Annotated in this window: 24 protein-coding genes and 1 tRNA gene; 6 read left to right on the forward strand and 19 right to left on the reverse strand. The window is 36.3% G+C overall.

All coding sequences use genetic code 11. From position 1 onward, the window contains the following. Window positions 1-88: 88 nt before the first annotated feature. The 4 genes from WCP76_RS06010 to folE form a co-directional block, all read right to left on the reverse strand. Window positions 89-583, reverse strand: coding sequence for a hypothetical protein (locus tag WCP76_RS06010; RefSeq protein ID WP_336294807.1), 495 nt, complete (start codon window positions 581-583; stop codon window positions 89-91). 140 nt (window positions 584-723) lie between these two features. Further along, on the reverse strand, window positions 724-1908 hold the full coding sequence (locus WCP76_RS06015; protein ID WP_336294776.1) for an alpha/beta hydrolase: 1185 nt from the start codon (window positions 1906-1908) through the stop codon (window positions 724-726). A gap of 181 nt (window positions 1909-2089) precedes the next feature. Continuing rightward, window positions 2090-2174 (reverse strand) — tRNA-Leu (locus WCP76_RS06020). Between the two features lie 144 nt (window positions 2175-2318). Further along, on the reverse strand, window positions 2319-2939 hold the full coding sequence (folE, locus tag WCP76_RS06025) for a GTP cyclohydrolase I FolE (protein ID WP_336294777.1): 621 nt from the start codon (window positions 2937-2939) through the stop codon (window positions 2319-2321). Between the two features lie 124 nt (window positions 2940-3063). On the opposite strand from folE, the gene WCP76_RS06030 reads away from it, so the two are divergent. The 3 genes from WCP76_RS06030 to thrS all read left to right on the forward strand — a co-directional run bounded on the left by WCP76_RS06030 (window position 3064) and on the right by thrS (window position 5939). Next, window positions 3064-3492: an iron-sulfur cluster assembly scaffold protein gene (locus tag WCP76_RS06030; protein ID WP_336294778.1), complete on the forward strand. Its 429-nt coding sequence runs from the start codon at window positions 3064-3066 to the stop codon at window positions 3490-3492. Next, complete coding sequence (yidD, locus tag WCP76_RS06035; protein ID WP_336294779.1) at window positions 3493-3846, forward strand: membrane protein insertion efficiency factor YidD; 354 nt, start codon at window positions 3493-3495, stop codon at window positions 3844-3846. A gap of 116 nt (window positions 3847-3962) precedes the next feature. Next, window positions 3963-5939, forward strand: a complete 1977-nt coding sequence (gene thrS / locus WCP76_RS06040; protein ID WP_336294780.1) for a threonine--tRNA ligase — start codon at window positions 3963-3965, stop codon at window positions 5937-5939. A 46-nt stretch (window positions 5940-5985) separates the two neighbouring features. Here thrS and WCP76_RS06045 read toward each other — a convergent pair whose 3' ends face one another. From WCP76_RS06045 to WCP76_RS06065, 5 genes are all read right to left on the reverse strand, one after another. After that, entirely contained in the window at window positions 5986-6489 is a 504-nt protein-coding gene (locus WCP76_RS06045; protein ID WP_336294781.1) for a MerR family transcriptional regulator, read from the reverse strand. Window positions 6490-6698: 209 nt separating this feature from the next. Continuing rightward, window positions 6699-7013 (reverse strand): integration host factor subunit alpha, encoded by a 315-nt coding sequence (locus tag WCP76_RS06050; RefSeq protein WP_336294782.1) that lies wholly within the window; start codon window positions 7011-7013, stop codon window positions 6699-6701. 77 nt (window positions 7014-7090) lie between these two features. Beyond that, a complete protein-coding gene (locus WCP76_RS06055) occupies window positions 7091-8065 on the reverse strand; it encodes a beta-ketoacyl-ACP synthase III (protein ID WP_336294783.1) in 975 nt (324 codons plus the stop codon). Between the two features lie 46 nt (window positions 8066-8111). Further along, window positions 8112-9185 (reverse strand): phosphate acyltransferase PlsX, encoded by a 1074-nt coding sequence (gene plsX / locus WCP76_RS06060; protein WP_336294784.1) that lies wholly within the window; start codon window positions 9183-9185, stop codon window positions 8112-8114. A 158-nt stretch (window positions 9186-9343) separates the two neighbouring features. Continuing rightward, window positions 9344-9901 (reverse strand): YceD family protein, encoded by a 558-nt coding sequence (locus WCP76_RS06065; protein ID WP_336294785.1) that lies wholly within the window; start codon window positions 9899-9901, stop codon window positions 9344-9346. Window positions 9902-10184: 283 nt separating this feature from the next. On the opposite strand from WCP76_RS06065, the gene WCP76_RS06070 reads away from it, so the two are divergent. Next, window positions 10185-10604, forward strand: coding sequence for an outer membrane protein assembly factor BamE (locus tag WCP76_RS06070; RefSeq protein WP_336294786.1), 420 nt, complete (start codon window positions 10185-10187; stop codon window positions 10602-10604). Between the two features lie 46 nt (window positions 10605-10650). On the opposite strand, the gene nusB is transcribed toward WCP76_RS06070, so the two are convergent. The 6 genes from nusB to glyA form a co-directional block, all read right to left on the reverse strand. Next, the gene (nusB, locus tag WCP76_RS06075) at window positions 10651-11127 is read right to left on the reverse strand and encodes a transcription antitermination factor NusB (RefSeq protein ID WP_336294787.1); all 477 of its coding nucleotides are present in this window, start codon (window positions 11125-11127) and stop codon (window positions 10651-10653) included. A 2-nt stretch (window positions 11128-11129) separates the two neighbouring features. Then, window positions 11130-11588: a 6,7-dimethyl-8-ribityllumazine synthase gene (locus WCP76_RS06080; RefSeq protein ID WP_336294788.1), complete on the reverse strand. Its 459-nt coding sequence runs from the start codon at window positions 11586-11588 to the stop codon at window positions 11130-11132. A gap of 82 nt (window positions 11589-11670) precedes the next feature. Further along, window positions 11671-12288: a riboflavin synthase gene (locus WCP76_RS06085; RefSeq protein ID WP_336294789.1), complete on the reverse strand. Its 618-nt coding sequence runs from the start codon at window positions 12286-12288 to the stop codon at window positions 11671-11673. Further along, a complete protein-coding gene (gene ribD, locus WCP76_RS06090) occupies window positions 12270-13397 on the reverse strand; it encodes a bifunctional diaminohydroxyphosphoribosylaminopyrimidine deaminase/5-amino-6-(5-phosphoribosylamino)uracil reductase RibD (RefSeq protein WP_336294790.1) in 1128 nt (375 codons plus the stop codon). The genes WCP76_RS06085 and ribD overlap by 19 nt, the downstream gene beginning before the upstream one ends. Further along, the gene (gene nrdR / locus WCP76_RS06095) at window positions 13390-13872 is read right to left on the reverse strand and encodes a transcriptional regulator NrdR (RefSeq protein ID WP_336294791.1); all 483 of its coding nucleotides are present in this window, start codon (window positions 13870-13872) and stop codon (window positions 13390-13392) included. Before nrdR ends, ribD begins: the two co-directional genes overlap by 8 nt. Window positions 13873-13885: 13 nt before the next feature. Then, complete coding sequence (gene glyA, locus WCP76_RS06100) at window positions 13886-15199, reverse strand: serine hydroxymethyltransferase (RefSeq protein WP_336294792.1); 1314 nt, start codon at window positions 15197-15199, stop codon at window positions 13886-13888. A 335-nt stretch (window positions 15200-15534) separates the two neighbouring features. Between glyA and argC the strand changes: the two genes are divergently transcribed. Continuing rightward, window positions 15535-16470 (forward strand): N-acetyl-gamma-glutamyl-phosphate reductase, encoded by a 936-nt coding sequence (argC, locus tag WCP76_RS06105; protein WP_336294793.1) that lies wholly within the window; start codon window positions 15535-15537, stop codon window positions 16468-16470. Between the two features lie 24 nt (window positions 16471-16494). Here argC and WCP76_RS06110 read toward each other — a convergent pair whose 3' ends face one another. The 4 genes from WCP76_RS06110 to hfq all read right to left on the reverse strand — a co-directional run bounded on the left by WCP76_RS06110 (window position 16495) and on the right by hfq (window position 21240). After that, window positions 16495-17568 carry a COX15/CtaA family protein gene (locus tag WCP76_RS06110; RefSeq protein WP_336294794.1) on the reverse strand — a complete coding sequence of 358 codons (1074 nt, stop codon included), beginning with the start codon at window positions 17566-17568 and terminating at the stop codon, window positions 16495-16497. A gap of 138 nt (window positions 17569-17706) precedes the next feature. Next, window positions 17707-19461 carry a hypothetical protein gene (locus tag WCP76_RS06115; protein WP_336294795.1) on the reverse strand — a complete coding sequence of 585 codons (1755 nt, stop codon included), beginning with the start codon at window positions 19459-19461 and terminating at the stop codon, window positions 17707-17709. A 140-nt stretch (window positions 19462-19601) separates the two neighbouring features. Next, a complete protein-coding gene (gene hflX / locus WCP76_RS06120) occupies window positions 19602-20945 on the reverse strand; it encodes a GTPase HflX (RefSeq protein WP_336294796.1) in 1344 nt (447 codons plus the stop codon). A gap of 55 nt (window positions 20946-21000) precedes the next feature. After that, window positions 21001-21240, reverse strand: a complete 240-nt coding sequence (hfq, locus tag WCP76_RS06125; protein WP_336294797.1) for an RNA chaperone Hfq — start codon at window positions 21238-21240, stop codon at window positions 21001-21003. A 658-nt stretch (window positions 21241-21898) separates the two neighbouring features. On the opposite strand from hfq, the gene WCP76_RS06130 reads away from it, so the two are divergent. Continuing rightward, window positions 21899-26410: a hypothetical protein gene (locus WCP76_RS06130; RefSeq protein WP_336294798.1), complete on the forward strand. Its 4512-nt coding sequence runs from the start codon at window positions 21899-21901 to the stop codon at window positions 26408-26410. Window positions 26411-26418 lie beyond the last annotated feature (8 nt).

The raw sequence follows: 26418 nt of genomic DNA on the forward strand, positions 1-26418 counted from the left end.
GGTTCTAATCTTCTAGATACACCATTGCTAGAAAATTAGTTTGTTTTTACCAATATGTTCGCTTTAAAAAATCTTTCATTTTTAAGTTTTAACATTCTTTTTCAAAAAGATGTGGACTTTCAACAATAAGTTTTTTTCGTGCTTTTTGTAATTGTTTAATAACTTCATCAATTTTTGATGGAGAATAAAAAGGTTCTTGGGTATCTAATACATGCTGTCTCTTCTTACCCTCATAAAAATACTGTATCTGAGATTGAAGCATCCTAATCTCTTGAAAAAAAAGACGTCCACTTTCCTTGAAACCATTATTAAGTGAAAAAAGCTGATCTGAAATTGATACTAAAATTTGTTTTAAAAAGCGCTCATTTTCTTGGCGTTTGCGATACTCTAAAATAAGAGCATGACTTATCTCATCTAAGCGTTTTTGTGTAGAATCAATTTGACGCAATAAACTTGGTTTTTCCCCCATATTATCTTCTCTCACTTTCAAAAGCATAGTATGAATATCTAATAACTTAATCGCAGAATGAGATAAATAATCAACTGATGTAGGCGTATTGAAATAGCGTTTTCGTGCAAGCATCATAAACTCATTTAATAACTGGTTTTTACATTCATCCCGCTATTTATTTTTACATTACAAATTCATTCTAAAGAAAATGCTAAAAAAACATTGTTTGCAATTCGTTTATATTTAATGATAGATTTTTGCTGTTCTTACACTTAATATGAAGCTAGTGGATTTAATAAACGTACAGGTGTGTAAAGAATAAGATGCGTTGTTTTCTCTAGCATACTACTGCTATCAGCAAGAAGCGCTTGACTTGGTGATAATTCTGTACCCTGCATAATTGTTGAAGCTAAAGAGCCCTCTCGGGAAAGAGCCATTAAAGTTGGTGAAGATGCGAAAACGGTGTGTGTTCCACCATCAACATGAGAAAAGTCAAAAACACTTATGCCATTTTTACGCAACATTTCAATATCTGAACCATCGCCTACACGATGATGTCCACCTGTCAAGCGCCCAGAAACAGCAAGAGCTTTATCTGCACGAGATACCAAAATAGCTGTTGGGTGAGGTAATTTCTTAATATCATTAAGTTGACGTTCAAAAACATCAACATCAATGTCTGGTGCTGCCATTAAGAAACTTGTAATACGGCGAATAGGTTTATACTTTCCCTGTAATGCTAGAGTTCTAAATGCCTCCATTATAACAAAATTTCCCATAGAATGCGCAATAACCGAAATATGGTCAGCATTGGTTTCACTTATAAGCGTTAAGAGTTCTATTAACCCATCACGCGCAAAATTGGCACTATCACGGTCATAAATATAAAGAGGTATTGATCCAGCAGACGGCCACGAATAATGCACAGAAACAACATTTAGAGAATAGTCATATGTAAACTGGGCTGTACGAAATGTACCATCTGCAAAATTGTTATTGTAACCATGAATAAAAAGGAAAATTTCTCTTTTTCCTTTTGGCTTTTTTGCTAAAGCAGCATTTAATTGCTGTTTAAACTCTTCTTTGTTATTGTATTTTTGCAATGCCACTGCTGCAAAATATTTGTCATGAGTAGGTTTATACGCATTTATTTCAACAATACCCTTCACATGTTTTTGAGGAATTCCTACGTCAACACGATTATAGTGCACCGTATTTGATCGCTCTGCCCCATACGGCTGAGAATAGTTGTTTTGCATCATGCGACTTGTGGCAACATATATCGGAACAATAGCTTTCGGAAGAATCGGGACATCCTCAACTTCCCTTTGTACTGCGATCATAGACGGTGTCGCATGTACCCCATGCCATAGAACAGCACGAGACTTACTACATGCGGTTAACAAAGAAATACAGATAAAGAATGCTAAATACTTTAAAAATACCACACCACTCAACCTTATTGAAAATATTCAATACTCTAAATCACCGGCTAAAAGAACAAAATACCTGAAAAATTTAAATAAAACAATCACTAGAAGTACACTAACAAATAATACACGAAGGAAAAACTAGCAATAAGTTAACAACAAAAACCACTTAAAAATAACAACTCACACACGCTATAGAAAATTTAAATGGTGCGGTCGAGAAGACTCGAACTTCCACGGGTTGCCCCACAGCGACCTCAACGCTGCGCGTCTACCAATTCCGCCACGACCGCACATAGTGAGAAGCAAAACATGCTAGTTCTTTGGCTTTAACAAATCATACAGCAAGGCACAAGCCTATTTTCGCATTCCAATGATTTATTTGATCTTGAAAAACTTTTAGTCCAACAATAAATCATTAAAGTACAAACTTTTTACTATAATCTTTGAGCCATCATCATAAAATTAGCCTGTACAATTTTATCCTTTTCATAACAACCATTAAAACTTGTCGTAATTGTTTTAGAACCCTGTTTTTGGATTCCTCTCATCGCCATGCACATATGCTCAGCCTCAATCAATACGGCAACACCACGAGGCTTTAAATGAACTTCTAAAGCATTCGCTATTTGAGCTGTCATTGCTTCTTGTGTCTGTAAACGGCGAGAAAAAACATCCACAACACGGGCAATTTTCGAAAGGCCAATAACCTTTGTATCAGGAAGGTAGCCAATATAAACTTTACCAACAATTGGAATCATATGGTGTTCACAATGTGAATAAAAGGGGATATTTTTTATTATTATTGCTTCATTATACCCTGAAACTTCTTCAAAAAACGTGCCTAAGATCTCTTCAACCGACTTGCCATAACCAGAAAAAAGTTCGCGATATGCCTTAGCTACACGCTTTGGGGTATCTAAAAGCCCTTCTCGCTTTGGATCTTCCCCAACCCATAATAGCAATGTACGAATCGCTGCTTCCACCTCTTCAAAGCTAGGACGATTTTTCTCAGATAAAAACGAGTCTGTCGTAGCTTCTTTAACAACATTATGCATTTAAAACTCCAAGCCTACCCTATACAAAGCATTTGCTACATATCTATTTTATTTTGTATAATCTCTATATAAGCGAATTAAAAGCTTAAACAATCACAACTCTGAAAATTTCAGGAAATAGCTGATGATTAACAATATCTATAGCGATAACGTATTGAAATATGCCGCGGAAATAAGCAGAATTGGACGTCTTAATGATCCAGATGCAACGTCAAAAAAATATGCACATCTTTGCGGTTCAACAATATCTGTAGATCTAAAAGTAGAAAATGACATCGTTACAGATTTTGCCCATGAAGTGCATGCATGTGTGCTAGGACAAGCCTCTGCTTCACTTTTAGCATCTCATATCGTGGGGCAAACAACACAAAATCTTAAAATATTACGTAATATTATCTATCATATGCTAACCAAAGATGGTCCACCTCCTCAAACCCCATTTGAAGCGTTTTCCTGTTTGCAGCCCATAAAAGACTACAAAGTGCGTCATGCATCAACAATGCTTCCCTTTGATGCAACTATAGATTGTATAAAACAAATCGAAAAAAAGTAAATGCTTGAATTACAACCTCAACAAAAAAAGAGACAAACTCGAAATTATACGGGTTTTTGGAAAAAAACACCTGGACGACTATTTGGCATTCTATTGATACGTTTTTATCAAATAACACTTTCTAGTTTTATAGGAAATCAATGTCGCCACGCACCAACCTGTTCAGAATATGCCTATGAAGCGATTGCACGCCATGGATTATGGGCTGGAGCATGGATGGGACTTTTTCGTATTATACGTTGTGGACCATTTGGAACATATGGTTTCGATCCAGTGCCTACTTCTCTTGAAAAGTTTTATTGTTTTTATAAACCTTGGCGCTATTGGAAAATTTCTGCAAAGCATAATAAATAGTTCTTTTCTTTTTTGGCGCATATTGATAAAAAAAGGCTTATTAAGCCTATAATGTTTATTAAATTTTTACAAAACCATCCGTAATTGTTAGCGGAATTGGATTAAAGGGGTGTTCTATGTCTTGTTCTATTTCTCTTTGCTTTCCTGATGGTTCAAAACGTGATTATCCCTCCGAAATGACTGGTTTAGAATTAGCAGAATCCATTTCTAAATCACTTGCCAAAAAAGCTGTCGCCTATAACCTTAATGGAAGCACTCGAGATTTATCAGACCCATTAGGACAATCTGGTCAAATAGAAATCATTACCCGAGAAAATCCGCGTGCTCTCGAGCTCATACGTCATGATTGTGCACATGTTCTAGCTGAAGCTGTACAAGAACTTTTTCCTGAAACGCAAGTAACGATAGGTCCCGTCATTGAAAATGGTTTTTATTATGATTTTGCACGTCAACAACCTTTTACATTAGATGATTTAACCATCATTGAAAAGAAAATGCGCGAAATTATTCAACGTAATAAACCTTTTAAAAAAGAAATTTGGTCTCGTGAAAAAGCTAGAGAAATTTTTGCTAAAAAAGGTGAATTTTATAAAGTTGAACTCATCGATAATATCCCCGCAGATCAAGAATTAAAAATTTATTATCAAGGCGATTGGTTTGATCTTTGCCGTGGACCACACATGCAATCTACTGGACAAATTGGAAATGCCTTTAAACTGATGAAAGTCGCAGGAGCCTACTGGCGCGGCGATGCTAATAATCCAATGCTAACAAGAATTTATGGCACAGCATTTGCTAATGAAAATGACTTAAAAGCCTATCTACACATGCTAGAAGAAGCCGAAAAACGCGATCATCGTCGTTTGGGACGTGAAATGGACTTATTCCATTTTCAAGAGGAAGGGCCAGGAATGATTTTTTGGCACAAAAAAGGCTGGAAAATGTTCCAAAATTTGATCAATTACATGCGTAGACGTCTTGATGATCATCAGTATGCAGAAGTTAATGCACCGCAAGTTCTAGATAGATCACTCTGGGAAATATCTGGGCATTGGGGATGGTATAAGGAAAATATGTTCAAAGCAATTCCAGCAGCTGAGGATTGGGATGATCAAAATGTGTACGCTCTGAAACCAATGAATTGCCCTGGACATGTGCAGATTTTTAAACATGGTTTAAAATCTTACCGAGATCTACCTGTTAGGCTTGCTGAATTTGGTATTGTTCATCGTTATGAGCCCTCAGGTTCTCTACATGGCCTTATGCGTGTACGTAGTTTTACACAAGATGATGCACATATTTTTTGCACAGATGAGCAGTTAGCTGATGAGTGTTTAAGTATTAATGATTTAATCTTATCCACTTATGCTGATTTTGGTTTTGAAGAAATTACCCTTAAACTTTCAACACGTCCAGAAAAAAGAGTCGGATCTGATGCATTATGGGATCATGCAGAAAACATCATGAAATCCGTTCTTAAAACTATTGAAACAAAACTTGCAGGAAAAATCAAAACAGGTATCCTTCCAGGTGAAGGTGCATTTTATGGTCCAAAGTTTGAATATACATTGAAAGATGCTATAGGTCGTGAATGGCAATGTGGAACAACACAAATAGACTTTAATCTTCCTGAACGTTTTGGTGCATTCTATATTGGTAAAGATTCAGAAAAACGCCAACCAGTCATGATTCACCGTGCCATTTTTGGATCAATGGAACGCTTTCTTGGTATATTAATTGAACATTTTGCTGGACATATACCATTTTGGCTTGCGCCTGAACAAGTCATTGTAGCAACAATTACATCCGAAGCAAATGAATATGCAAAAAAAATAACGGCAAAACTTAAAGCTGTTGGGATTTCTGCAACATCAGATCTTCGTAATGAAAAAATTAACTATAAAATCCGTGAACATTCTTTACAAAAAGTTCCCGTAATTTTAGTCTGCGGAAAACGTGAATCCGAGACAAATAGTGTGAATATGCGCCGTTTAGGGAGCAAAAATCAAATCTCTTTATCTCTAGAAGACGCAATTAAGCAACTCACATATGAAGCAACAGCACCAGATTTGCGCCGTCTAATAAGCGCCTAAAAGTATGCTAAAATTATAAAAGAAATTAGGATACAGTAAACTACCGTTACCGCGCTCTATCAAGTACACGTTTACATTCAATTAATTCAAATAGTGTTTCTTGCAACAATGCTTTATCGGTTTTATCTTTGCAAATATTAACAGAACCGATGGATGTTTCTCCCTCGCTTTTCATGAAACCCAAAAAACCAAAAGAAGACTTTTTAGGCTTATTGTTAACGATTTCAAAAGTTTTTCCTATATTTTTCTTTTCTAGTACAACCTTCATGGCATCAAGATCACCGTTACCAAATGCCGTAACAAAAGCAATACCATTCTCTTTTAAAAGACGTTGCACACCCTTTATAGTATAGCCTTGATCGTATAATAACTTTTTAATACCATTGAGAAGATCTACATCAACCGGGCGATAATAACGCCTTCCTCCTCCACGTTTCATTGGTTTAATTTGCTTAAAACGTGTTTCCCAGAATCTTAATACATGTTGTGGAAGTTCTAATAACTCAGCTACTTCGCTAATTGTGCGAAAAGCATCAGAGCTCTTATCCATTTTGCAACACCTTATCTAAAAAACTACAAATGATACTGAAACAATTTACCAACTTTCAATCTCTCAGCAAGATTTGTTAAAAATAGGGCTATAAATAATTACATCTTCACTAAAAAACCTCTTACATTTTTCAAAAATGTAAAATTCTACTTCTACTGCAATCTTTTAAAAAAAACACTAAACATTATACAGTATTTATTAGTGTAATATTATTTTTTTTGCCTTGCACGATGGGAATCTAAAATGCTCTGTTTAAGTACGTTTGCAGCCTTAAATGTCACCACACGTCGCGGTGGAATAAGTGCTTCAACGCCAGTCTTTGGATTGCGTCCAATGCGTTTATTTTTATTGCGAACTTGAAAAGTCGCAAAAGAAGATAATTTTACTGATTCACCTCTCACAAGTGAATTGCAAATTTCATCCAAAACCAATTCAACCAAAGCTGCTGATTCAGTGTGTGACAAGCCCACCTTTCTGCAAACTACGCTCGCTAAATCTGCACGCGTCACTGTCTTACTTGTCATTATAACCACCTATTCAAATATTAAAAATTACAAAATGACTTATACGTTTTATTCAAATATGGTCAAGCGACTATAATTTACCAACGAATAAGAATCGCTCCCCATGTAAACCCGCCTCCCATAGCCTCTAACATGACGAGATCTCCTTTTTTAATTCTTCCATCCTGAACAGCTGTTGTTAAAGCCAATGGAACCGATGCTGCAGATGTATTACCATGCTGATTAACAGTAACTACAACTTTATCTATGGAAATTCCTAATTTTTTAGCTGATGCTTCAATAATACGTTTATTGGCCTGATGAGGCACAAACCAATCTAATTGTGAAGAATCTATATCAACAGCCGAAAAACACTCATCAACCACATCTGTTATCATACCAACTGCATATTTAAAAACTTCTCGCCCTTCCATGCGCAAATGACCTGTTGTTTGAGTTGTTGAAGGACCACCATCAACATACAGCTTATCTCTATACGCACCATTAGAGCGCAATTTCGTAGACAATATACCACGATCAAAAGCAATACCATCCCCATTTTCCTTTGCTTCTAAAACAGCAGCACCCGCACCATCACCAAATAAAACACATGTTGCACGATCTTTCCAATCTAAAATCCGAGAAAATGTGTCAGATCCAACGACTAAAATCCTCTTTGCTGTCCCACAACGTAAATAGGCATCCCCTGTTGTTAAAGCAAAAATAAAGCCAGAACACACAGCTTGAATATCAAAAGCAAATCCATGGCTCATTCCCAAAGCATGTTGAATTTCAACAGCAGAAGCAGGAAAAGTATGGTTTGGCGTCGAGGTTGCTAAAATAATAGAATCAATATCCTTTATTGTTAAACCAGAATTTATAAGCGCAGCTTGTGCAGCTTTTACCCCTAGAGACACAGTTGTTTCATTTGCATTAGCAATGTAACGCTGACGTATTCCTGTACGCTGAACAATCCATGAATCTGATGTTTCAACAAACTTTGCAATATCATCATTCGATAAGCTTTTTTGGGGCAAAGCACTTCCTACGCCACGAACAATGGATCGAATCATTCGCCCCTAACCTTTTTTTCTAACTCTTTAATTATATCACAAAAGCTTACCATATGTTCTCCCCATTCATCATTGCTTCATCTTCTTGATCAAAAAGTGTTTCTTTAACCTCATGAAACTGCCGTAAATCAGCAGTTATTTTTTTCAAAAGTCCATTATTAACCATCTCGTAACCAACACGGATAGCAGAAGCAAAACCTTTAGCATTAGCGCTGCCATGACTTTTAATGACAACACCGTTCAAACCTAAAAGCACTCCACCATTCACTCTATCGGGGTCCATTTTATGCTTCAGTGTACGAAAAGCACCCCGCGACAAAATATAACCAAGAGAGGCTAAAAAAGAACTACGCATAGCAGAGTTTAAGATTTTCCCCATCTGCCGCGCAGTCCCTTCTGCTGTTTTCAAAGCAATATTACCAGAAAATCCCTCTGTTACAACAACATCTACCGTCCCATTTCCAATGTCATTGCCTTCGACAAATCCTTTATATTCCAAACCTTCTAATTGTAGTTTACGCAATATCATTCCAGCCTTTTTTATTGCATAAAGGCCTTTAACCTCTTCAACACCAACATTCAAAAGCCCAACACTTGGTTTTTCTGTGTGATATAAGGCGCGAAACATACCTGCCCCCATAACCGCTAAATCTACTAACTGGCTAGCAGATGCACCAATTGTTGCCCCAATATCCAAAACAATACTCTCACTGCGAAGCGTTGGCCAAATACCTGCAATTCCAGGGCGTTCAGCTTCCGCCATCATTTTTAAACAAAAGTAAGACATTGCCATGAGTGCGCCAGTATTGCCAGCAGAAATGCAAGCATCAGCCTCGCCATTTTTTACTGCTTCAATTGCATACCACATAGATGACTTCCCACGTCCATTGCGAAGTGCTTGGCTTGGCTTCTCATCCATCCGCGTATAAGCCTCTGTAGAACAGAATTGCGAAACAGAAGTCAAACAAGGGTATTTTTTGAGAACCGGCTTAACAATCTCCTCAATTCCGTAAAACAGAAAATAAACATTTGACAAATATTTTTGTGCAATTGCTGCTCCTGCAATAGTTGCTTCCGGACCGAAATCACCGCCCATCACATCCACAGAAATTCTAATCACGCTTACATATCCCACATCTTTTTTTCATTTACGCTCCTACGTGCACATTACGATTTTTTGCTATTAATCGACCACAAAACATGCTGTGTGAAAATAGTTCCGTAAAAATACTTTTTTTATAAGAGTATACAATAGATAATTTTTTTATGTTTTTACAATCACTTCCAGTTTTTTAAAACAGAAAACGGCGATAGTTTTTGCTTAGCATCTTCCAAATTTTCAATTCCATCTATCTTTACGCCCTCCTGGCGCGGATAATGATTAATGGATAATTCAAAAAATTCTTCCATGATTGCACCAATATCAATTTTATCGCCAGAAAACACTTCCGGCGTATCTTGTCCTTCAACATCTAAAAATAATTCTCCTGTATTCTCTGATATTTTTGGCTTCATCAAATTTGAATTTTCGGGAACAAAAAAAACCTCAATATTTTCATAGAGATTATTTTCTAGTGGCTCTAGTGTGACAACACATAACTGTATTACACGTGCCCGCAATAAACCTTTTACACGTACTCCTCGCTTTTTCCACGGAAAAATATGGAATTTTCCTTCACAAAATTTTACTTCAACTAAATCATGATTCTTAGCTAAATGTTCACATTCTCGCTGGTTTGCACGAATATGGACTTTTATGCCTTTGGCGGATAATGAACGCACTGATACTGGATATGCCAAAGCAAATGTCATTTGAAAAACATCTTGAACATTCATTGGCAACTCCCAAATATAGTAACAGCTGTAATAAATTGTATTTTTATTGAGCTAAAACACATCGCATTTATTTTTTTCTTTTCTACAGAAATTCTATATGGCATAATTTAGTTCATAGCAGAGAAATTTAGTGTGATCTATGGTAGATAAGCTAAAATGTGAAAACTTGTGGCTGCCTTTTTGTCATACATCTAAGTATAAAATGGAGATATAATTGTTTCAGTTACCCTATAGAGTAGATTTAATCAGACAAAAGTTATCGATTAGTTTACTAGCAGTAAGTATGATAGTAATTTCCAGTTGTAGTATTATTGATACTTCAGGTACAAGTCAGATATATCAAGAAGGCTACGTTCTTGACAAAAATGCTCTTAATTCTATCAGTGTCGGATCTAGTCAGGAACAAATTATTTTAACTTTAGGAACTCCCTCACTAAAAACAAAATATGACAGTGAAGTTTTTTATTATATCTCACAAACTCGATACCGTGGGATGCAGTTTATGAAGACAAAAATCATTGATCGTAAAGTATTAGCCATTTATTTTAATAAAAATAAACAGGTTGCTAAGATAGCCAACTATGGCTTACAAGATGGGAAAGTATTTGATTTTATTACACAAACAACACCAACCGCTACAAAGGAAGAGCCTTTCTTGCTTCAAATTATAAAAGGCCCTGCCAATTTAGTAAGACATAATTAAAGAATAACAGTCTTTATAAAACTCTAAAAGCATCAATATTATAACGCTATTTTTGAAGGCGAACTTTTTTTGCCGTACCATCAAGAACTGCATTCACAAGTTTTGGCTCATCGCCTTCAAAAAAAGCTTTTGCTATATCAATATATTCATTCATAACAACTGCAACAGGCACGTCTTTTCGGTTAATTAACTCCCATAAACCTGCACGTAAAATTGCTCGTAATATAGAATCAAGACGTGAGAGAGACCACTCTGCAGAAAGTTGTTGATGAAGCATAGGATCGAGTTGTTTTTGATCCTTTGTAACACCCGTTATAATAGCTAAAAACCATTGAAAATCAGCATCAAGATACTGATCCCCATCAATATTTTTTCCTAAACGGTAAGTCTCATACTCAACTGCTGTTTCCATCACACCAGAACCTATTATATCCATTTGATAGAGTGCTTGCACTGCAGCCAGCCGTGCTGCTCCACGCTTATTGGCTAAACGCGGAGAATATGTGCCTTTTAGATCAGCCATATTTAACGATTATCTCCAAATCTCTTTTTTAGAGAAATCATACATAAAGCAGCCTCAGCAGCAAAACCACCTTTATTTTTCTCATCTTTCTTTGCACGCGCCCATGCTAATTGTTCATTTTCAACAGTCAAAATAGCATTTCCAATAGCCAATTGCTTGTAGACAGCTAAATCCATCAGTGCCCGACAAGAATTATTTGCAACAATTTCAAAATGATATGTTTCACCTCGAATAATGCAACCAAGTGCTACATAACCATCGTAAAGCACTTCATTATTATTCTCCGCAAAAGCTATTGCACTTGGTATTTCCAACGCCCCAGGAACTGTAACAATATCGTAGCTTGCCTCCGCTTTTTGCAAAGCACTCACTGCACCCGCAAGAAGTGCATCAGAAATTTCTTCATAAAAACGCGCTTCAACAATCAATAGATGCGGTTTTTTATGTATATCTTTTATCATAACAAGATCCTACAAGAAAAAGTTAACAAATAAATTTAAAATTAAAAAGTACACAGTTTTAAAACCATAATAAATTTTTAGCTTATTTATCTTTCATGTTAAAGCCAGACAATTTTGCTGCATACCGAGCAAATTGATCGATTTCTAAATTGACTCGATCTCCAATTTTTGCTTGTCCCCAAGTCGTTACTTTAAGTGTATGGCCAATAATAAGAACATCAAAAATACAATCCTCAACACAATTAACAGTCAAAGATGTCCCATTAAGTGCTATAGAACCCTTATTTACAATAAAGGGTGAGAATTGTGTTGGAACTTTTAAAAAAAAACGAACTGCCTCCCCTTCATTTTTTTTATCAATAATCTCAGCTAAACCATCAACATGGCCAGAAACCAAATGCCCACCCACTTCATCGCCTAATCGTAACGAGCATTCTAAATTAACAAAAGTTCCTTTTATCCATTGTTCAAGATTGGTTAAACGCAACGCTTCTTCCCACGCTTCCACAGCAAAGAAATTAGTATTTTCTTGTCTTAATTTTCGCTCAACAACTGTTAGACAAACTCCTGAACATGCAATTGATGCCCCAATTTCTAAGCGTTCCATAGCATAATGGGTAGAAATAGTAAAACGTACTCCTTGGTTTAGAGGTTTAACATCTTCAACACAACCGACATCCGTTATAATCCCTGTGAACATAATGTCTTACGCCTCCATTTATAAAAACGGTCATTTCCAAACATTCTTGTCTCCACTTCATGAAACTGCGAAAGATAATGTCCAAAACGGGGCGCTTCAATACGATTTTTACCTAAAATAATGGGCGCATAAAAACATATCAAGTGATCTACACAACCAGCATTTAGAAACTCTTCCCCTGTTTTAACACCTCCCTCAAGTAAAACACTATTGATTCCATGTTGATAAAGTAGCTGTAAAATAGCAAAAGGCGGCATGTAACCATTCCTCATTTCTATCGAATGTATAGATACACCACACTGTTCCAAAACTATTTTTTTGCTTTGCTTCGAAAGATTCGCGTCACAAATAATCCATGTAGGAATTTTTGTTGCTGTTTGTACAACTTTTGCATCAAGCGGAATACACAAATCTGCATCCAAAATAACACGTATAGGTGAACGCATTTCCATCCCTGGCAAACGGCAATTTAATTGTGGATCATCCGTTAAGATAGTACCAATCCCAACAAGAATAGCGTTATTTTGAGCACGTAAAATATGGGTATGGGTATGAGAAAATACTCCACTAATTTTTATTCTACCCTGCCCCTTTTTTCCTATACCGTTATCAGCAGAAATTGCCATTTTTAAAGTAACTGCACAGCGTTGCAATTTTTTTATACACCAATGTGCACACAATGCTTCAAAGGCTTCTTCGGCCAAAATTCCCTCAACTACTTCAATACCAGCCGCACGTAAACAAGCAATGCCACGACCATTAACCCGCTTATCTAAATCAGTCAGAGCAATAACAACCCGTGAAATACCAGAATCAATAAGTGCATTCACACACGGTGAAGTTTTGCCATAATGTGAACAAGGTTCTAGAGTTACATAAGCGGTAGCGCCGTTTGCTAAAGCACCAGCCATATGTAAAGCCTGCACTTCAGCGTGAGGCCTCCCATCGATAGCTGTTACACCATAACCAACAATAAACGTCCCTACATCGTCATCATTTCGCACAATTAATGCGCTGACTGAAGGATTTTCACCAGTAAGACCGACATGACGCTCTGCTAAACGGATAGCAGCAGCCATAAACCGCTCATCTTGCGCTTTTTTATTCATCAAAACAAGATTCTGAATTTATTATAGTCTTCGACAACTCGTCGATCACATCGTGGAAATCACTTGCATTACGAAAATCTCGATAAACGGAAGCAAAACGAATATAAGCAATATCATCAATACTTTTCAATGCTTCCATGACAAGATGTCCAATTTTTTCCGAAGCAATCTCTGGTTCTCCCAAACTCTCAAGCCGACGCACAATGCCAGAAATTGCTCGTTCAATATACTCAGGATCAATATTGCGTTTACGGACAGCTACCTCGACTGATCGCATTAACTTATCACGATCAAACGGCTCACATCGTCCACTTTTTTTAGAAACTAAAAGCTCACGAAGCTGAACACGTTCAAAAGTTGTAAAACGACCACCGCAAACGGAACACACACGCCTACGTCGAATCACTGCTCCCTCTTCTGCAGGACGTGAATCTCTAACTTGTGTATCCTCATATTGGCAGTAAGGACAACGCATCTTACTCGTACCCTTAACAGGTGCTCATATAAGAGTAAAGGGGAAATTTACTTGTTATATCTTCCACCTTTTTCTTAACAGCTATTTCAACGACACTATTGTCCTCATCCTTTTTTGCTATCCGAAGGCCATCAAGAACTTCTGAAATCAGATTACCAACTTGAATAAACTCTTCTTCTGCAAAACCACGTGTTGTCGCAGCAGGTGATCCTAAACGAATTCCTGATGTTATAGATGGTGTTTCAGGATCAAAAGGAATGCAATTTTTATTGCAAGTAATATACGACCTTCCTAAAGCCAACTCAGCACGTGTTCCTGTCACACTTTTGGAACGCAAATCTACCAACAATAAATGATTGTCTGTACCTCCGGAGACAAGATCAAAACCATTACCCTGCAATGTCCTTGCCAAGGCTTTTGCATTGGAGACAACATTATTGCTATAATTTTTGAAAGAAGGCTGTAAAGCTTCCTCAAATGCAACAGCCTTAGCTGCAATCACATGCATTAAAGGACCACCTTGAAGACCAGGAAAAATCGCTGAATTAACTTTTCTTGCTAAAGTTTCATCATTTGTCAATATCAAACCACCACGAGGACCTCGCAACGATTTATGCGTTGTAGTCGTTACAATATGTGCATGTGGAACAGGTGAAGGATGAACACCACCAGCAACCAAACCAGCGATGTGAGACATATCAACGAGTAAATAAGCACCAACCTCATCAGCAATCTCACGGAAACGTTTCCAATCCCATAAACGAGGATAAGATGACCCACCGGCTATAATAAGCTTTGGCTTACATCTCTTTGCTAGCCGTTCAACTTCTTCCATATCTAAAATCTGGTCTTCTTTACGTACACCATAGGAAACAACATCAAACCATTTTCCTGACATATTGAAAGATGAACCATGCGTAAGGTGCCCCCCAGCATTTAAATCTAATCCCATAAATGTATCACCGGGCTGGAGTAAAGCTAAAAATACAGCTTGATTCATTTGGCTACCAGAATTAGGTTGAACATTAGCAAAAGCAGAACCGAAAAGCTTTTTTGCCCTTTCAATTGCTAAATTTTCAACAATATCAACAAATTGACAACCTCCATAATAGCGCTTACCTGGATAACCTTCTGCATATTTATTAGTTAAAACCGACCCTTGTGCTTCAAGAACAGCTCTTGAAACAATATTCTCTGACGCAATCAGCTCAATTTCATGCTGTTGACGCTCAAGCTCACCTTTAATTGCACCAAAGATTGCAACATCAACAGTTTGTAAATTTCCATTTAAAAAGCATCTTTGTGTGTCATTTTCTTGCTGAATCATAAAACACATTCCTAACATAAAAAATCAACTCACAAACGATAACACAGCAAATCGCGCAAACCAAACACTTAAAACCACTTTTATTCAGAAATGTAGTAAACATTTCTCTGATTTCTTTTCCATATAGAAAGCAGTGCTTTCTCTCCACAAATATCGAAAAATGGGCATAAAACTTCTCCTTCCTTGTTCTCACTTAATCTATATTTATCCCCCCCATACAAAAAGATCTATAATCTCAAGAAATTCAATAATTTAATGACTATTATTTAAGTTGGTAATAATTTATAACTCAACAAGTTCAATATGAAAGCAAAAAGTAATTCAAGGCAAATAGGATGGCAACAAAAGTTTTTATTGATGGTGAATATGGAACAACCGGATTACAGATCCAAAAACGATTAGCTGAGCGTTCAGATTTTAAATTACTCTCTCTTCCTCACACAGATCGACATAACATTGATATGAGACAGGACTGTTTTGATCAAACTGACATTGCTATTTTATGTCTCCCAGATAAAGCCGCACGCGAAACAGTTAACAAGCTAAAAAATAACAAAAAAATTAGAATTATTGATAGTTCAACAGCCCACCGTATTGCACCAGACTGGGTCTACGGTTTTCCAGAAATGACTGCAGGACAAAAAAAACGTATCCAAGAAGCACGCTACGTAACCAACCCTGGATGTTACCCTATTGGTGCAATTAGCTTGATTCGACCACTGCGTGAATCGGGCCTATTGGATGCTTATTACCCGATATCAATCAACGCAATATCTGGCTATAGCGGTGGTGGAAAACAACTAATTGAACAAATGGAAAACCAATCTCTACAAAATGATATTTTAGAAAATTATTTTATGTATGGCCTCAACCTTGATCATAAACATGTGCCAGAAATTAAAATCCATGCTCAAATTAAAAAAACACCTATTTTTGTACCAAGTGTTGGCCGTTTTTCTCAAGGAATGCTTGTAAATGTCCCTCTGCATCGCAGTTTATTCACAAAATCAGTGAACTGCTCCAATCTGCGCGAAATTTTTGAAAAGCATTATAATAGACAAAACACCATATCAATTGCATCACAAGAAGAGACTGAGACTCTCACTAAACTTAATCCAGAATGTTTAGCACATAAAGATGATATGAAATTGTTCGTATTTGCTAATGAGCGCGAAGGGATTTTTAATTTATGTGCCGTATTAGATAATTTAGGAAAAGGTGCATCCGCAACTGCTGTTCAAAATCTCGACTTAATGCTTTTAAAAAGTTAAAATTTTCTGGCTGAAAACTTTTGCTCAACGGTGAGGATATGCTCCCTTTGTTGCTCGCCAGTGTACAACAGAAAAACACAATATTGCTAACGCAATACTTTGATGAAGGAGTCCTAAACTTATGGGCACTTCATATAATAATGTAAATATACCCAAAAGTGCTTGAATAATTATAATAATACATATGAAAGATGCGCGGTAAGAATGCACTGAATTTGGAATACTTTTTCTTACATATAAAGCATGAATGACAGCTACAACAAATAGAAAATAAGCAAAAAAACGATGGACAAATTGAATCGTCAAAGGATTTTCGAATAAATTGAGCCAAACAGGATTATGCCGTAATAATCCATCAGGTATGATCTGACTATCCATAAGCGGCCACGTATTATAGACTTTCCCAGCGTGAGTTCCTGCAACTAAAGCACCAAAATAAATCTCAATCAAAATGAGAATAACAAGCCAACCAGCAGAATATTGCACTTTTTGATTTGCTGGTTTTTCTGAAGATTCTGCAAGTCCTTGAGATAAATAAGTAACAAAAATAATAACAAAGCATGCTGTTATAAGATGAAATGCTAAACGGTATTGGCTCACACTTGTTAAATTACTTTGACCAATACCCGAAGCCACCATCCACCAACCGATAGCTCCTTGAAGAGCAATAAGAATTGGTACAATGGTAAGTTGGAACAAAATATTTTTTTCAATACGTTTTGTCATCCAAAACCAAATTAACCCCAATAAAGCCACAAGACCAACAAGACGTCCGAGGACACGATGCGCCCATTCCCACCAAAAAATCACCTTAAACGCACTTAATGTCATATCGCGATTAAGTAGCTTATATTGCGCTATCTGTTGATATTTTAAAAATTCTTCCTGCCATTGATCTACACCAATCGGTGGAATTACACCATGAATTGGCTTCCATTCAGTTATAGATAACCCAGATCCCGTTAAGCGAGTAGCTCCTCCCACTAAAACAATAGCCAAACAAAGCAATAAAATAGAATAAAGCCACATTTGAATTTGTTTTCGATTCTTCCTCTGCAATGGCGTCAAAAGGCTTTCATTCAATCTATTTACTGTCATTTCCGTTTCCCCACATATTTCTATAACCAAAGCTCATTTCAAAATTTAAGCATAAAATCTTACCTATGTTAATAGGCACCACAACATCAGCACAATACAAGCGCATACCATAAACATGCGATCAACATTTCAAAACGTTCATGATACAATCATACGATAAACACTTTTGGGAAATCTACTCACCATTTGCATCATCCAATCTTGTTCGTTAAGAGAAACACTACAAATGTAATAGTCTGTTAACTCAGCAAATTGCTCAAATCCGTATTCCGGTTTTTTTGCCATTTCTAAAATGACAAAATCATATTCTTTTTTAAATTCTTGTAATATATTAGGGATATTATTTGAAAAATCTTGTGCGCAAACAGTACTTGTTAACCCCTGAGGAAGAATATCAACCCCCGTATCATAATCACGATAAATAACATCGTGCAACTGAACATTCCCTGTTAGAATATCACTCAGCCCCCGATGCGGGCCTATTAATTTCTCTATTTGTTGACCGGAAATATCCACCAACAAAATTGTTTTGTGCTCCTTTATGAGATGAAGAGATAATTTTGCTGCCGTTCGTGCTGCTTCTGAACCAATTATTGAAACGACTGTTGCAGTACGACATTTCAAAAAATCGGATAATCCCTCTATTGTAATAAAAGACTCAAGATTTTTTATTTTCTTAGATACTAAAGCGCTCTCATCATTTTTTAAAACATTTTCTTCTGGCTGCCCCTTTTTTGTTCCAGAAAATTTATAAAACAAAAACACTCCTCCCAAAAGAGTGATTAAACTTGCAAACACACTGATAATAATACCTTTTCCATAAAGAGCCATAAAAGAAACTGGTACTAACGTTGTTGGCACAACCACACGAATCTTTGCATTTTGCAAAATGGAAGAATCTTTGCTCATCGCTTGGCTTTGCATGCCTACAACTGCTATTATTTTATTTTCAAACTCACCAAATATTTGATTTAAAGATTGAGATTGATCTTTTGTAAAAAGAGCAATCTTTTTTCTGAGGAGCTTTTCAAATTCCGTTGCAATAACCTCATCTAAATGAACTTGATGAACAATCTGTGAAATTTTATTTTCTAATTGATGAGAAATTGCCTCTAATTCTGCAGTCATTGCTTTTATTTGAGGATGTGTCCACCCCAATTGTGCAACCATATGCGCCCTTTGTGTCTCCAATAAATCACGTTTGGCCTCCAGTGCAGCGATCATTGAATTGCTTGCAATAAATGACAAAGACAGTAAAGATTGTCCGTTTTTACGCATCACATTAATAGTTGAGTTCAAACTCGTTAAATGAATACGCTTTAAAGTTGCTTCAGTTAATTGCACAGAAAGATCATTAAACTCGGTTCGTTTTACATCATCAGAAACAAAAGAATCAATAGACGAGCGAAACTCCTGCAATATATTAAGTATTGCAGCCTTGTCGTATTGTTCACTGGCTTGCAACTTTGTTAACAGCGATCTTTTTTTCTGCTTTATAATTTCTTGTAAAAATGCGGCGAACCAAGTTTCCAACCCATATTGAGCAGCTTCAACAGTTCCAGCTTCAAAAGTGAGATCGATAAGATCAGCATTACGAGATAGACGAATATTTTTCTTTTGAAAAGAATCTGAAGAAAAATTTTGTAAGGTTGGATCATTTAGACTAATAAGCTGTGAAAATAAGAATGCTAGGAGATCGTTTTGTTTATCAATTGGTAATGGGGTGCCCACAGAATCAGATAATGAAAATGTTAAGCTTGCCCGATATGGTCGTGGCTGAACAAAATAATATAACAAAATTGAAAACACGCATAACGCAACTAACAGTAAAGCAACAGAAACATTGCGCAGTACTGTTCTTATAAACAGTCTTTTATTACACTTAAGACTCATCTTTATTTCAACCAGTAAAATATTTCATATTTTTTATTAAGAGAAAGTAGTAACTATCCTCTTAACTTGACGTCATATTATTTTAAGATAAGAAAAACATAAAAATTAACAAAAAATGTACAGTAGTACCTCAAAAAACTTTAATTTATATTTTGCTTAATATATCCTAGTTGCTTTCTTGCTTCCGAGGTAAGCACTGCCTTAATGGTAACAGAGCCATCATCGTGTCCTTCTTGCACTATTTGAGCAGAATTTTTGTAAAACCAACCAATAAGGGACATTTCATGAGGTCTTAAAAGACATTCAACGTTTTGCATTTCTCCAAAAATGCTCTTTTCAATTGCTATTAACAATTGATCTAATCCATCTCCCGTGAGTGCTGATACCATTACCGCAGGATTTAACCGTGTTTTTGCACTTGTTTGCAAAACATTTAATGCGTGTTCATCCAATATATCGATTTTATTCCAAACTTCCATGATACGCTTCGTATTATTAATATCGATACCAAGACTTAAGAGAACATCTAAAACATCTTGAGCATGAATAAGGTGGTCAGAATCTGACATATCTCTCACATGAAGAATAAGGTCAGCTTCAACTACTTCTTCAAGAGTTGCTCTAAAAGCTGCAATCAAATGCGTTGGTAAATTAGAGATAAAACCTACAGTATCAGATAGAAGAATAGTTTGCCCATGAGGAAGGATAACTTTACGCAAAGTTGAATCAAGCGTTGCAAACAATACATCCTTTGCTAATACATCTGCACCACTTAACCGATTAAAAAGAGTTGATTTTCCTGTATTTGTATATCCAGTTAAAGCAACGACAGGATAAGATGTTTTTTTTCGTTTAGTTCTATGAAGTGCACGTGTTTTAATAACTGTTTCTAATTCTCTGTGGATACGGACAATTTTTTTTTGTAGAAGACGCCTATCTGATTCAATCTGAGTTTCACCAGGTCCACCTAAAAAACCACGTCCACCACGTTGCCTTTCTAAATGTGTCCAACTTCGTACAAGCCTACTTTTTTGATAGGACAAATGCGCCAATTCAACTTGCAAAACCCCTTCTTTTGTTCGCGCGCGATCTCCAAAAATTTCAAGAATCAAAGCTGTTCTATCGATAACTTTACAATTCCATAATTTTTCTAAATTACGTTGCTGTATTGGTGTTAGAGAATAATCCACAATCGCAAGTTCAATGTGATATTCACTTATATAGTAAGAAAGTGCGTCTATTTTACCCTTTCCAAACAAGGTGGCAGAACGCAATGTAGAAATATTGACTGTTTCATAATGAACAACTTGCAACCTGATAGCCCGCGCTAACCCTAACGCCTCCTCAACCCGAGAAGATACTGAACATCCACTTGCAAAAGTTTCATTTTTATCTTCTTGGCAAATCGGCACCAAAACAATAGCACGCACCTGTTTTGCAGCTTGTGAAGAAAGTTCCTCAAATCTCTCATTTTCATTTATCATGGCAATCTAAGCACTTTATAAAATGGGATAAGAGGTCTAGAGTAAAAAGATTTGTTTATTCAGAATTTTCACCTTCAAACATCTGCACAGGTTGTCCAGGCATAATTGTAGAAATAGCATGTTTATAGACCAATTGCGCATGTCCATCACGACGCAAAAGGACACAAAAATTATCAAACGAGGTTACAATACCCGTTAGTTTAACGCCATTTACAAGAAAAATTGTAAGAGAGATTTTTTGTTTGCGCAGCGTATTTAAAAATACATCTTGCAGGTGTTGTGATCGTTCTGCCATTATTCTTACACCTTCATCTCAAATTGTATAAAATATTTGTGCACGCATATCGACTGAAAAATATCCAATTGTCAACGTAGAAGCTTAAAAAATTAGAATAAAGACAACTCAAGATCAAAAAAAACTACTCTCTCAAAGATGGTAAACACTCCACCCCACGAAAAACCTTTCATAAAATACGAAATTTCCCACGTTTACTTCTGATGACTTACAGTCTAAAAGCAACCATTTACTTTGCGTCCCTAGACGCTATATTTTACACCAATGCACTTTTAGAAAGAGAACAATAACAACTTCCCCCATTTAAATTGGTAGGTTACTCATAGACAAACGTGCCTATATTCCGCAAATTTCTTTAAAACACTGTGTATCATTGTCATTAAATTAACTCATCAAAAATACAAAAAACCTATCGTTTTATCCATAAGTAAAAGTTGTAAACAATATTTTCATTTTTTTTGAATTCAAATACTACATTGTTTTTATTGAATTTTATTGCATTTTTGAACACAATTAAAGGAATCGCGTTAACTTTATCTTGATAAGTTTTCAAAATTTTGCCCTGAACATATTCCTTTCTAAATAATTAACGGCTAATATACCGGAGTATCTGGAAAAGGACGTATCCCTTTTCCGTCTGTAAGAGTACGAGGCGAGTATGGCACGCAGAACCAAATTACAAACATTTGAAATTGAAGTTGAAGAAGCTCTTACGAAAGCTGTAAACTTTGATTTTAATAACGCGGCAACTGAAACAATATCATCCAATAATTCTGAAAATGTCGTTAATGTAAATGATTTGATTCAAAAGATTACAACAGCAGAAGAAGAAATTTTTTCTGAAAAGAGCGTTTCACCTCTTGTTTCAGATATCCGTGATAACACTGTTATTGATGAATCCGTTGTTGGACAGCTTTTCTCTTCAAAACCCGCACCTCAACTTTCAGGTGGAACTGTTCATAATACGCTGTTATCTACACAACCTCTTCCTGCCAATGATGATACAACAGTTCCTTTAACAACTGTCGGGTTATTAAAGCAACGTTCTAACTTTCGGATCTATTTGTATACAACAGCGCTTAGTGCTTTATGGGCAACAGGAGGTGCTTTTATTGCTCATAAATTAGCTCCTGCTGGACTTGGTTCCTTATCTAATCTCACCACCTTTCTTGGATCTCCTGCGGGACTAGCTGTAGCAGTCGGAACAGCAATTCCTATCCTTATGTCTTGGGGGTTTGCTCAATTAACAAAACGCTCAAACGAATTGCACAACGTTGCTCTTCTGATGACAAATGCTGCACAGCGTCTAAGTGAACCACAGCATATATCTCAAAAACAAGCTGTCGCTATAGGACATACAATTCGTGAAGAAGTAGCGGCTATGAATAAAGGAATTGAACGTACCCTTGGACGTGCCGTTGAACTTGAAGCGATTATACAAGGAGAAGTTCATAATCTAGAACAGGCTTATGCTGAGAATGAATCGCGCATTCATACATTAATCAAAGAATTGAGTAATGAACGCATCGCCATTTTAAATCATGCTGATCGCGTACAATCAACGATTAAAGGAACGCAGGAACAGCTAAGTGATGAATTTGGCTCGATTAGCTCCAAAATTGTAAGCAATGTGGAGAAGCTTGCGCAGACCCTTTCCCAGACTTTACAAAAACAGGGGGAAGATCTTGTTGAAAAACTTGCCTATGCCGGTGATGGCGTAGCAAATCGGCTTACTGAAAAATTTAATGAAACAACGACACAAATTCAGCAGAAAAACACAGAATTTTTCCAAGAATTAGGGGAAAACTTTGATAATTTTTCAGAACGTTTTGATAATAATAAAAAACAAATAGAAGAAACTTTTAATAAAACAGCTATTAAAGCTGAAACGTATATCTCTAAAATTGCAACGCATGTACAAGAAACGACAGAACAAACTCTGCAAAGTGTTGACGAAAAATTTAAAGCATTGGATAAGACCATTATTGATCGCAATACCCAATCTCTACAAAACGTCGATGAAAAAATCATGCAGCTTGGAGAGCAGGCATATAAACTCTCTTCTAAATTTGAAAACGTAACATCAGAAGCAATTGAAGCCTTTGAAAATCGTTTAGCAACTGTTGACCTTTCTCTTAAGGAGCGCGGTGATTCTATAATCGAATCCTTTATAACTCGTACTCAAACTCTAGAAGATAATGCTAAAAATCTTGGTAATTGTTTAGAAGCTCATGTCTTGCAAATTGATGCTAATCTTCAAAAAAGGGCAGCTAGTATTACTGAAGTGTTTACAAACGGGCACGAAGCAATTCTTTCTGCTGTAGACAAAAGTAAAGAAAGGTTGAGAGAAGAAATTCAACATGTCGACAACGCAATTGTTGATATAATAGAAGAGCGTTCGCAAGACTTCAAATTACAACTTTCTGATCAAAGAGCTCTGATAGCAGACATGCTCGATAACGAAAAAAATAAAATTGAGAAAGTTTTTATTGATAATGCCCAAACCGTTGATCACATTGCTGAAAATCATGTTGCAAATATAGTTCAATATACAGAGAAACTACAAGAAGTTATTGTACAAAGCTGCAATACAACAAAAGACGCTTTAGAAGCACAAGCTAGGAATATCGATATACGTGCCGATGCTCTGCGTGATTCTTTAGCTATTAATAGTTTTTCTCTTAACGAAGTTCTAGCAGATCAAACACGCACACTTGAGCAACGAATGGAAACAATCCACAATCTCATTGAAAAAAGCGATATACGTGTTGATGTTGCACTAAAGCAACAGGTGGATTTAGTTGAAAGTGCAATTATTGCAAACAACAAAAACATTACTGAAACTGTTCAAACTCATATCGAAAACCTCGAAAGCCATGCCGAAACTCTAAGGAATACTCTCTCTCAATCTAGTGGCACATTCTTTGAAGCCCTTGAAACACGCATGGAATCTTTTGACACAAATCTGGAAGTTCGTGCACTCAATATTTTCGAGCGTGCGTCTACACTAGAAGAAACTTTATCTGAAAAACTTTCCAAAGTATGTGAAACTATCGAGGTGCAGACATCTGCTTTTGAAGAACGTTCTGAAACATTAAAAACATCTATCATCCTTAATAATGAACAAAGCCATATAATTCAACAAGCGCTGGAAACAAGCATTGATAATGTACGAATCACATTAGAGGATTCTGTTAATACGGTCACAAGTAATTTACATAACAAATTGATAAAAGCCTCTGACATCCTTTCCTCTACAGGTGAACAGATACTTTTATCTGTTACAGATGTAGCTGAAAAAGCAGAAAACCTTTTCTCAGAATCTGGGAATCGGATTGTATCAAACATTAAAAAGACAGTTTTTGATACCAATGAACAAGTTCTATCTGCTCTATCTGAACAAACAGCTCACACTGTTGAAGCCTTCACGATGGCCAGTCATAAGGCGCAAGCATTGTTAAATGAAACAATTAATACTTCAGCAACAGCAATTGAACAAGTTCTTAGCGAACGCTGTGACATTCTTCATAACTCTATGCAGAATCTTAAAAATAATTTAGGCGATCAGCTTTCTGATGTAAGTAACCGTTTGGCAGATTCAAAGAATCAAACAGCTACTCAAATTTCACAACATGTTGGGAAGATCACAGAGCTGACGGGTCACTTGAACCAAGCTGCGCAAAACACAACAGAGTCAATTGGCTATTTAATACAGCAAATTGGTGAGCAACTCTCTCTTTCAACACAAGACGCTGAGCAAAGAATTTGTGTCCAAAATAAATCTTTAGTAAATAGCTTAGCACAAACTAACTCTGAGACCGTTCAAACAGTAACTGCTATGAAGGAAGATCTTGTTGAAAATGTCTCATCCGTTCTTAATCAATTGAATCAATCAATTAATAACTTCCAAGAAAATAGCAATGTTTTCTTATCAGCTGTTCAAAATATTGATGGTCAGTTTAGCGAAACTGCAAATAATTTTTTCCGCAATACGGACAAAGTAGCAAAACATTTATTGTCCTCAAATCAAGAACTCAATAACAATGTAGAAGTTCTACAAGGACTTTCACAAAATGCCTTTGAGCAAATTAGCTATATAACAAATAGATTTGATAAACATACAAAAACACTTTCTGGAGCTATTCAGATTCTCGAACAGTCCGAAAATTCACTCAATGCAACACTTGAAGAAAAACACGGTACACTCTCTGCATTAAGCAGTGCTCTTGTTTTAAAGTCTAATGAAATCAATCAACTGATTGAACGATATGAAAATGTTCTCAGCTCAGCTCTTAAACGCACTGACAAAAATGCTTGGAACTCTACACATTCACTCCAAGAATCACTTAATAAGCTTGTTAGTGAAGCCTCAACCCGTTTTTCAGGAGCAGCAGAAAATATACGCCGTTCAGCTGATGAAGTGCGTTTAGAGCTTTCAAAAATTAATAATGATATTAATGAGAATGTTAAAAAGCTGCCAGAAAAGACAAAGGAAACAACACAAACAATTCGTATCGCTCTAAATGAACAAATTGCAGCGTTAAAGGATTTAGTAAACGTTATACAAAAAAACAATCAAAAGAATGCGAATGAGCAGTTAGTATCTGTAAATCCCACATCATCAACGTTTGAGAAGAGAGATCCCGTTTCTTCTGGAGTTATCAAGAAAATAGTGCCACCTAAGCCTATTTTGCAACAGGATCAAAACAAAAAAAGGCAAAATAAATGGGTATCGAATCTCTTAGAAAGAGTTTCTCGTGAAGACACTTTATATGATGAAAAATCTGATGATATTGCTGTTACAGCAGTACAAACAAAACCTCATCCCGTAAATGGGTCTCTTAATTCATTAGCAGCTGGTATAGTGCAAGCCATTAATCATAATGCCGTCACTGATTTATGGAAGCATTACCGACATGGACAAAAAAATATAAAGATAGAACAGCTTTACACTTTGAGTGGAAAAACGATATTTGAAATGATTAAGAAAAAATATATAAGCGATGTTGATTTTAGACGTTCCATTAATCAATACATCACAGACTTTGAAAAACTCTTGCGTGGTGTATCTCGCAACTCCAATTCGACCAGCTCAGTTCGAAAGTACCTGACATCAGATACAGGAAAAGTTTATACTATGCTTGCTCATGCAAGTGGTCGTATCCAATAACCAACATC

This window comes from Bartonella vaga, assembly GCF_037070895.1.
Taxonomy (GTDB): Bacteria; Pseudomonadota; Alphaproteobacteria; order Rhizobiales; family Rhizobiaceae; genus Bartonella.

What these genes read in the sequence shown, in the direction of transcription:
- WCP76_RS06115 (WP_336294795.1), bottom strand. Translation starts at nt 19,461, where the DNA reads ATGAGTCTTAAGTGTAATAAAAGACTGTTTATAAGAACAGTACTGCGC.
- nusB (WP_336294787.1), bottom strand. Translation starts at nt 11,127, where the DNA reads ATGGCTGATCTAAAAGGCACATATTCTCCGCGTTTAGCCAATAAGCGT.
- ribD (WP_336294790.1), bottom strand. Translation starts at nt 13,397, where the DNA reads ATGAATAAAAAAGCGCAAGATGAGCGGTTTATGGCTGCTGCTATCCGT.
- hfq (WP_336294797.1), bottom strand. Translation starts at nt 21,240, where the DNA reads ATGGCAGAACGATCACAACACCTGCAAGATGTATTTTTAAATACGCTG.
- WCP76_RS06010 (WP_336294807.1), bottom strand. Translation starts at nt 583, where the DNA reads ATGCTTGCACGAAAACGCTATTTCAATACGCCTACATCAGTTGATTAT.
- folE (WP_336294777.1), bottom strand. Translation starts at nt 2,939, where the DNA reads ATGCATAATGTTGTTAAAGAAGCTACGACAGACTCGTTTTTATCTGAG.
- thrS (WP_336294780.1), top strand. Translation starts at nt 3,963, where the DNA reads ATGTCTTGTTCTATTTCTCTTTGCTTTCCTGATGGTTCAAAACGTGAT.
- nrdR (WP_336294791.1), bottom strand. Translation starts at nt 13,872, where the DNA reads ATGCGTTGTCCTTACTGCCAATATGAGGATACACAAGTTAGAGATTCA.
- glyA (WP_336294792.1), bottom strand. Translation starts at nt 15,199, where the DNA reads ATGATTCAGCAAGAAAATGACACACAAAGATGCTTTTTAAATGGAAAT.
- WCP76_RS06070 (WP_336294786.1), top strand. Translation starts at nt 10,185, where the DNA reads ATGATAGTAATTTCCAGTTGTAGTATTATTGATACTTCAGGTACAAGT.
- WCP76_RS06085 (WP_336294789.1), bottom strand. Translation starts at nt 12,288, where the DNA reads ATGTTCACAGGGATTATAACGGATGTCGGTTGTGTTGAAGATGTTAAA.
- WCP76_RS06130 (WP_336294798.1), top strand. Translation starts at nt 21,899, where the DNA reads ATGGCACGCAGAACCAAATTACAAACATTTGAAATTGAAGTTGAAGAA.
- WCP76_RS06030 (WP_336294778.1), top strand. Translation starts at nt 3,064, where the DNA reads ATGATTAACAATATCTATAGCGATAACGTATTGAAATATGCCGCGGAA.
- WCP76_RS06080 (WP_336294788.1), bottom strand. Translation starts at nt 11,588, where the DNA reads ATGATAAAAGATATACATAAAAAACCGCATCTATTGATTGTTGAAGCG.
- WCP76_RS06055 (WP_336294783.1), bottom strand. Translation starts at nt 8,065, where the DNA reads ATGATTCGATCCATTGTTCGTGGCGTAGGAAGTGCTTTGCCCCAAAAA.
- WCP76_RS06045 (WP_336294781.1), bottom strand. Translation starts at nt 6,489, where the DNA reads ATGGATAAGAGCTCTGATGCTTTTCGCACAATTAGCGAAGTAGCTGAG.
- hflX (WP_336294796.1), bottom strand. Translation starts at nt 20,945, where the DNA reads ATGATAAATGAAAATGAGAGATTTGAGGAACTTTCTTCACAAGCTGCA.
- WCP76_RS06065 (WP_336294785.1), bottom strand. Translation starts at nt 9,901, where the DNA reads ATGAATGTTCAAGATGTTTTTCAAATGACATTTGCTTTGGCATATCCA.
- WCP76_RS06050 (WP_336294782.1), bottom strand. Translation starts at nt 7,013, where the DNA reads ATGACAAGTAAGACAGTGACGCGTGCAGATTTAGCGAGCGTAGTTTGC.
- WCP76_RS06110 (WP_336294794.1), bottom strand. Translation starts at nt 17,568, where the DNA reads ATGACAGTAAATAGATTGAATGAAAGCCTTTTGACGCCATTGCAGAGG.
- argC (WP_336294793.1), top strand. Translation starts at nt 15,535, where the DNA reads ATGGCAACAAAAGTTTTTATTGATGGTGAATATGGAACAACCGGATTA.
- yidD (WP_336294779.1), top strand. Translation starts at nt 3,493, where the DNA reads ATGCTTGAATTACAACCTCAACAAAAAAAGAGACAAACTCGAAATTAT.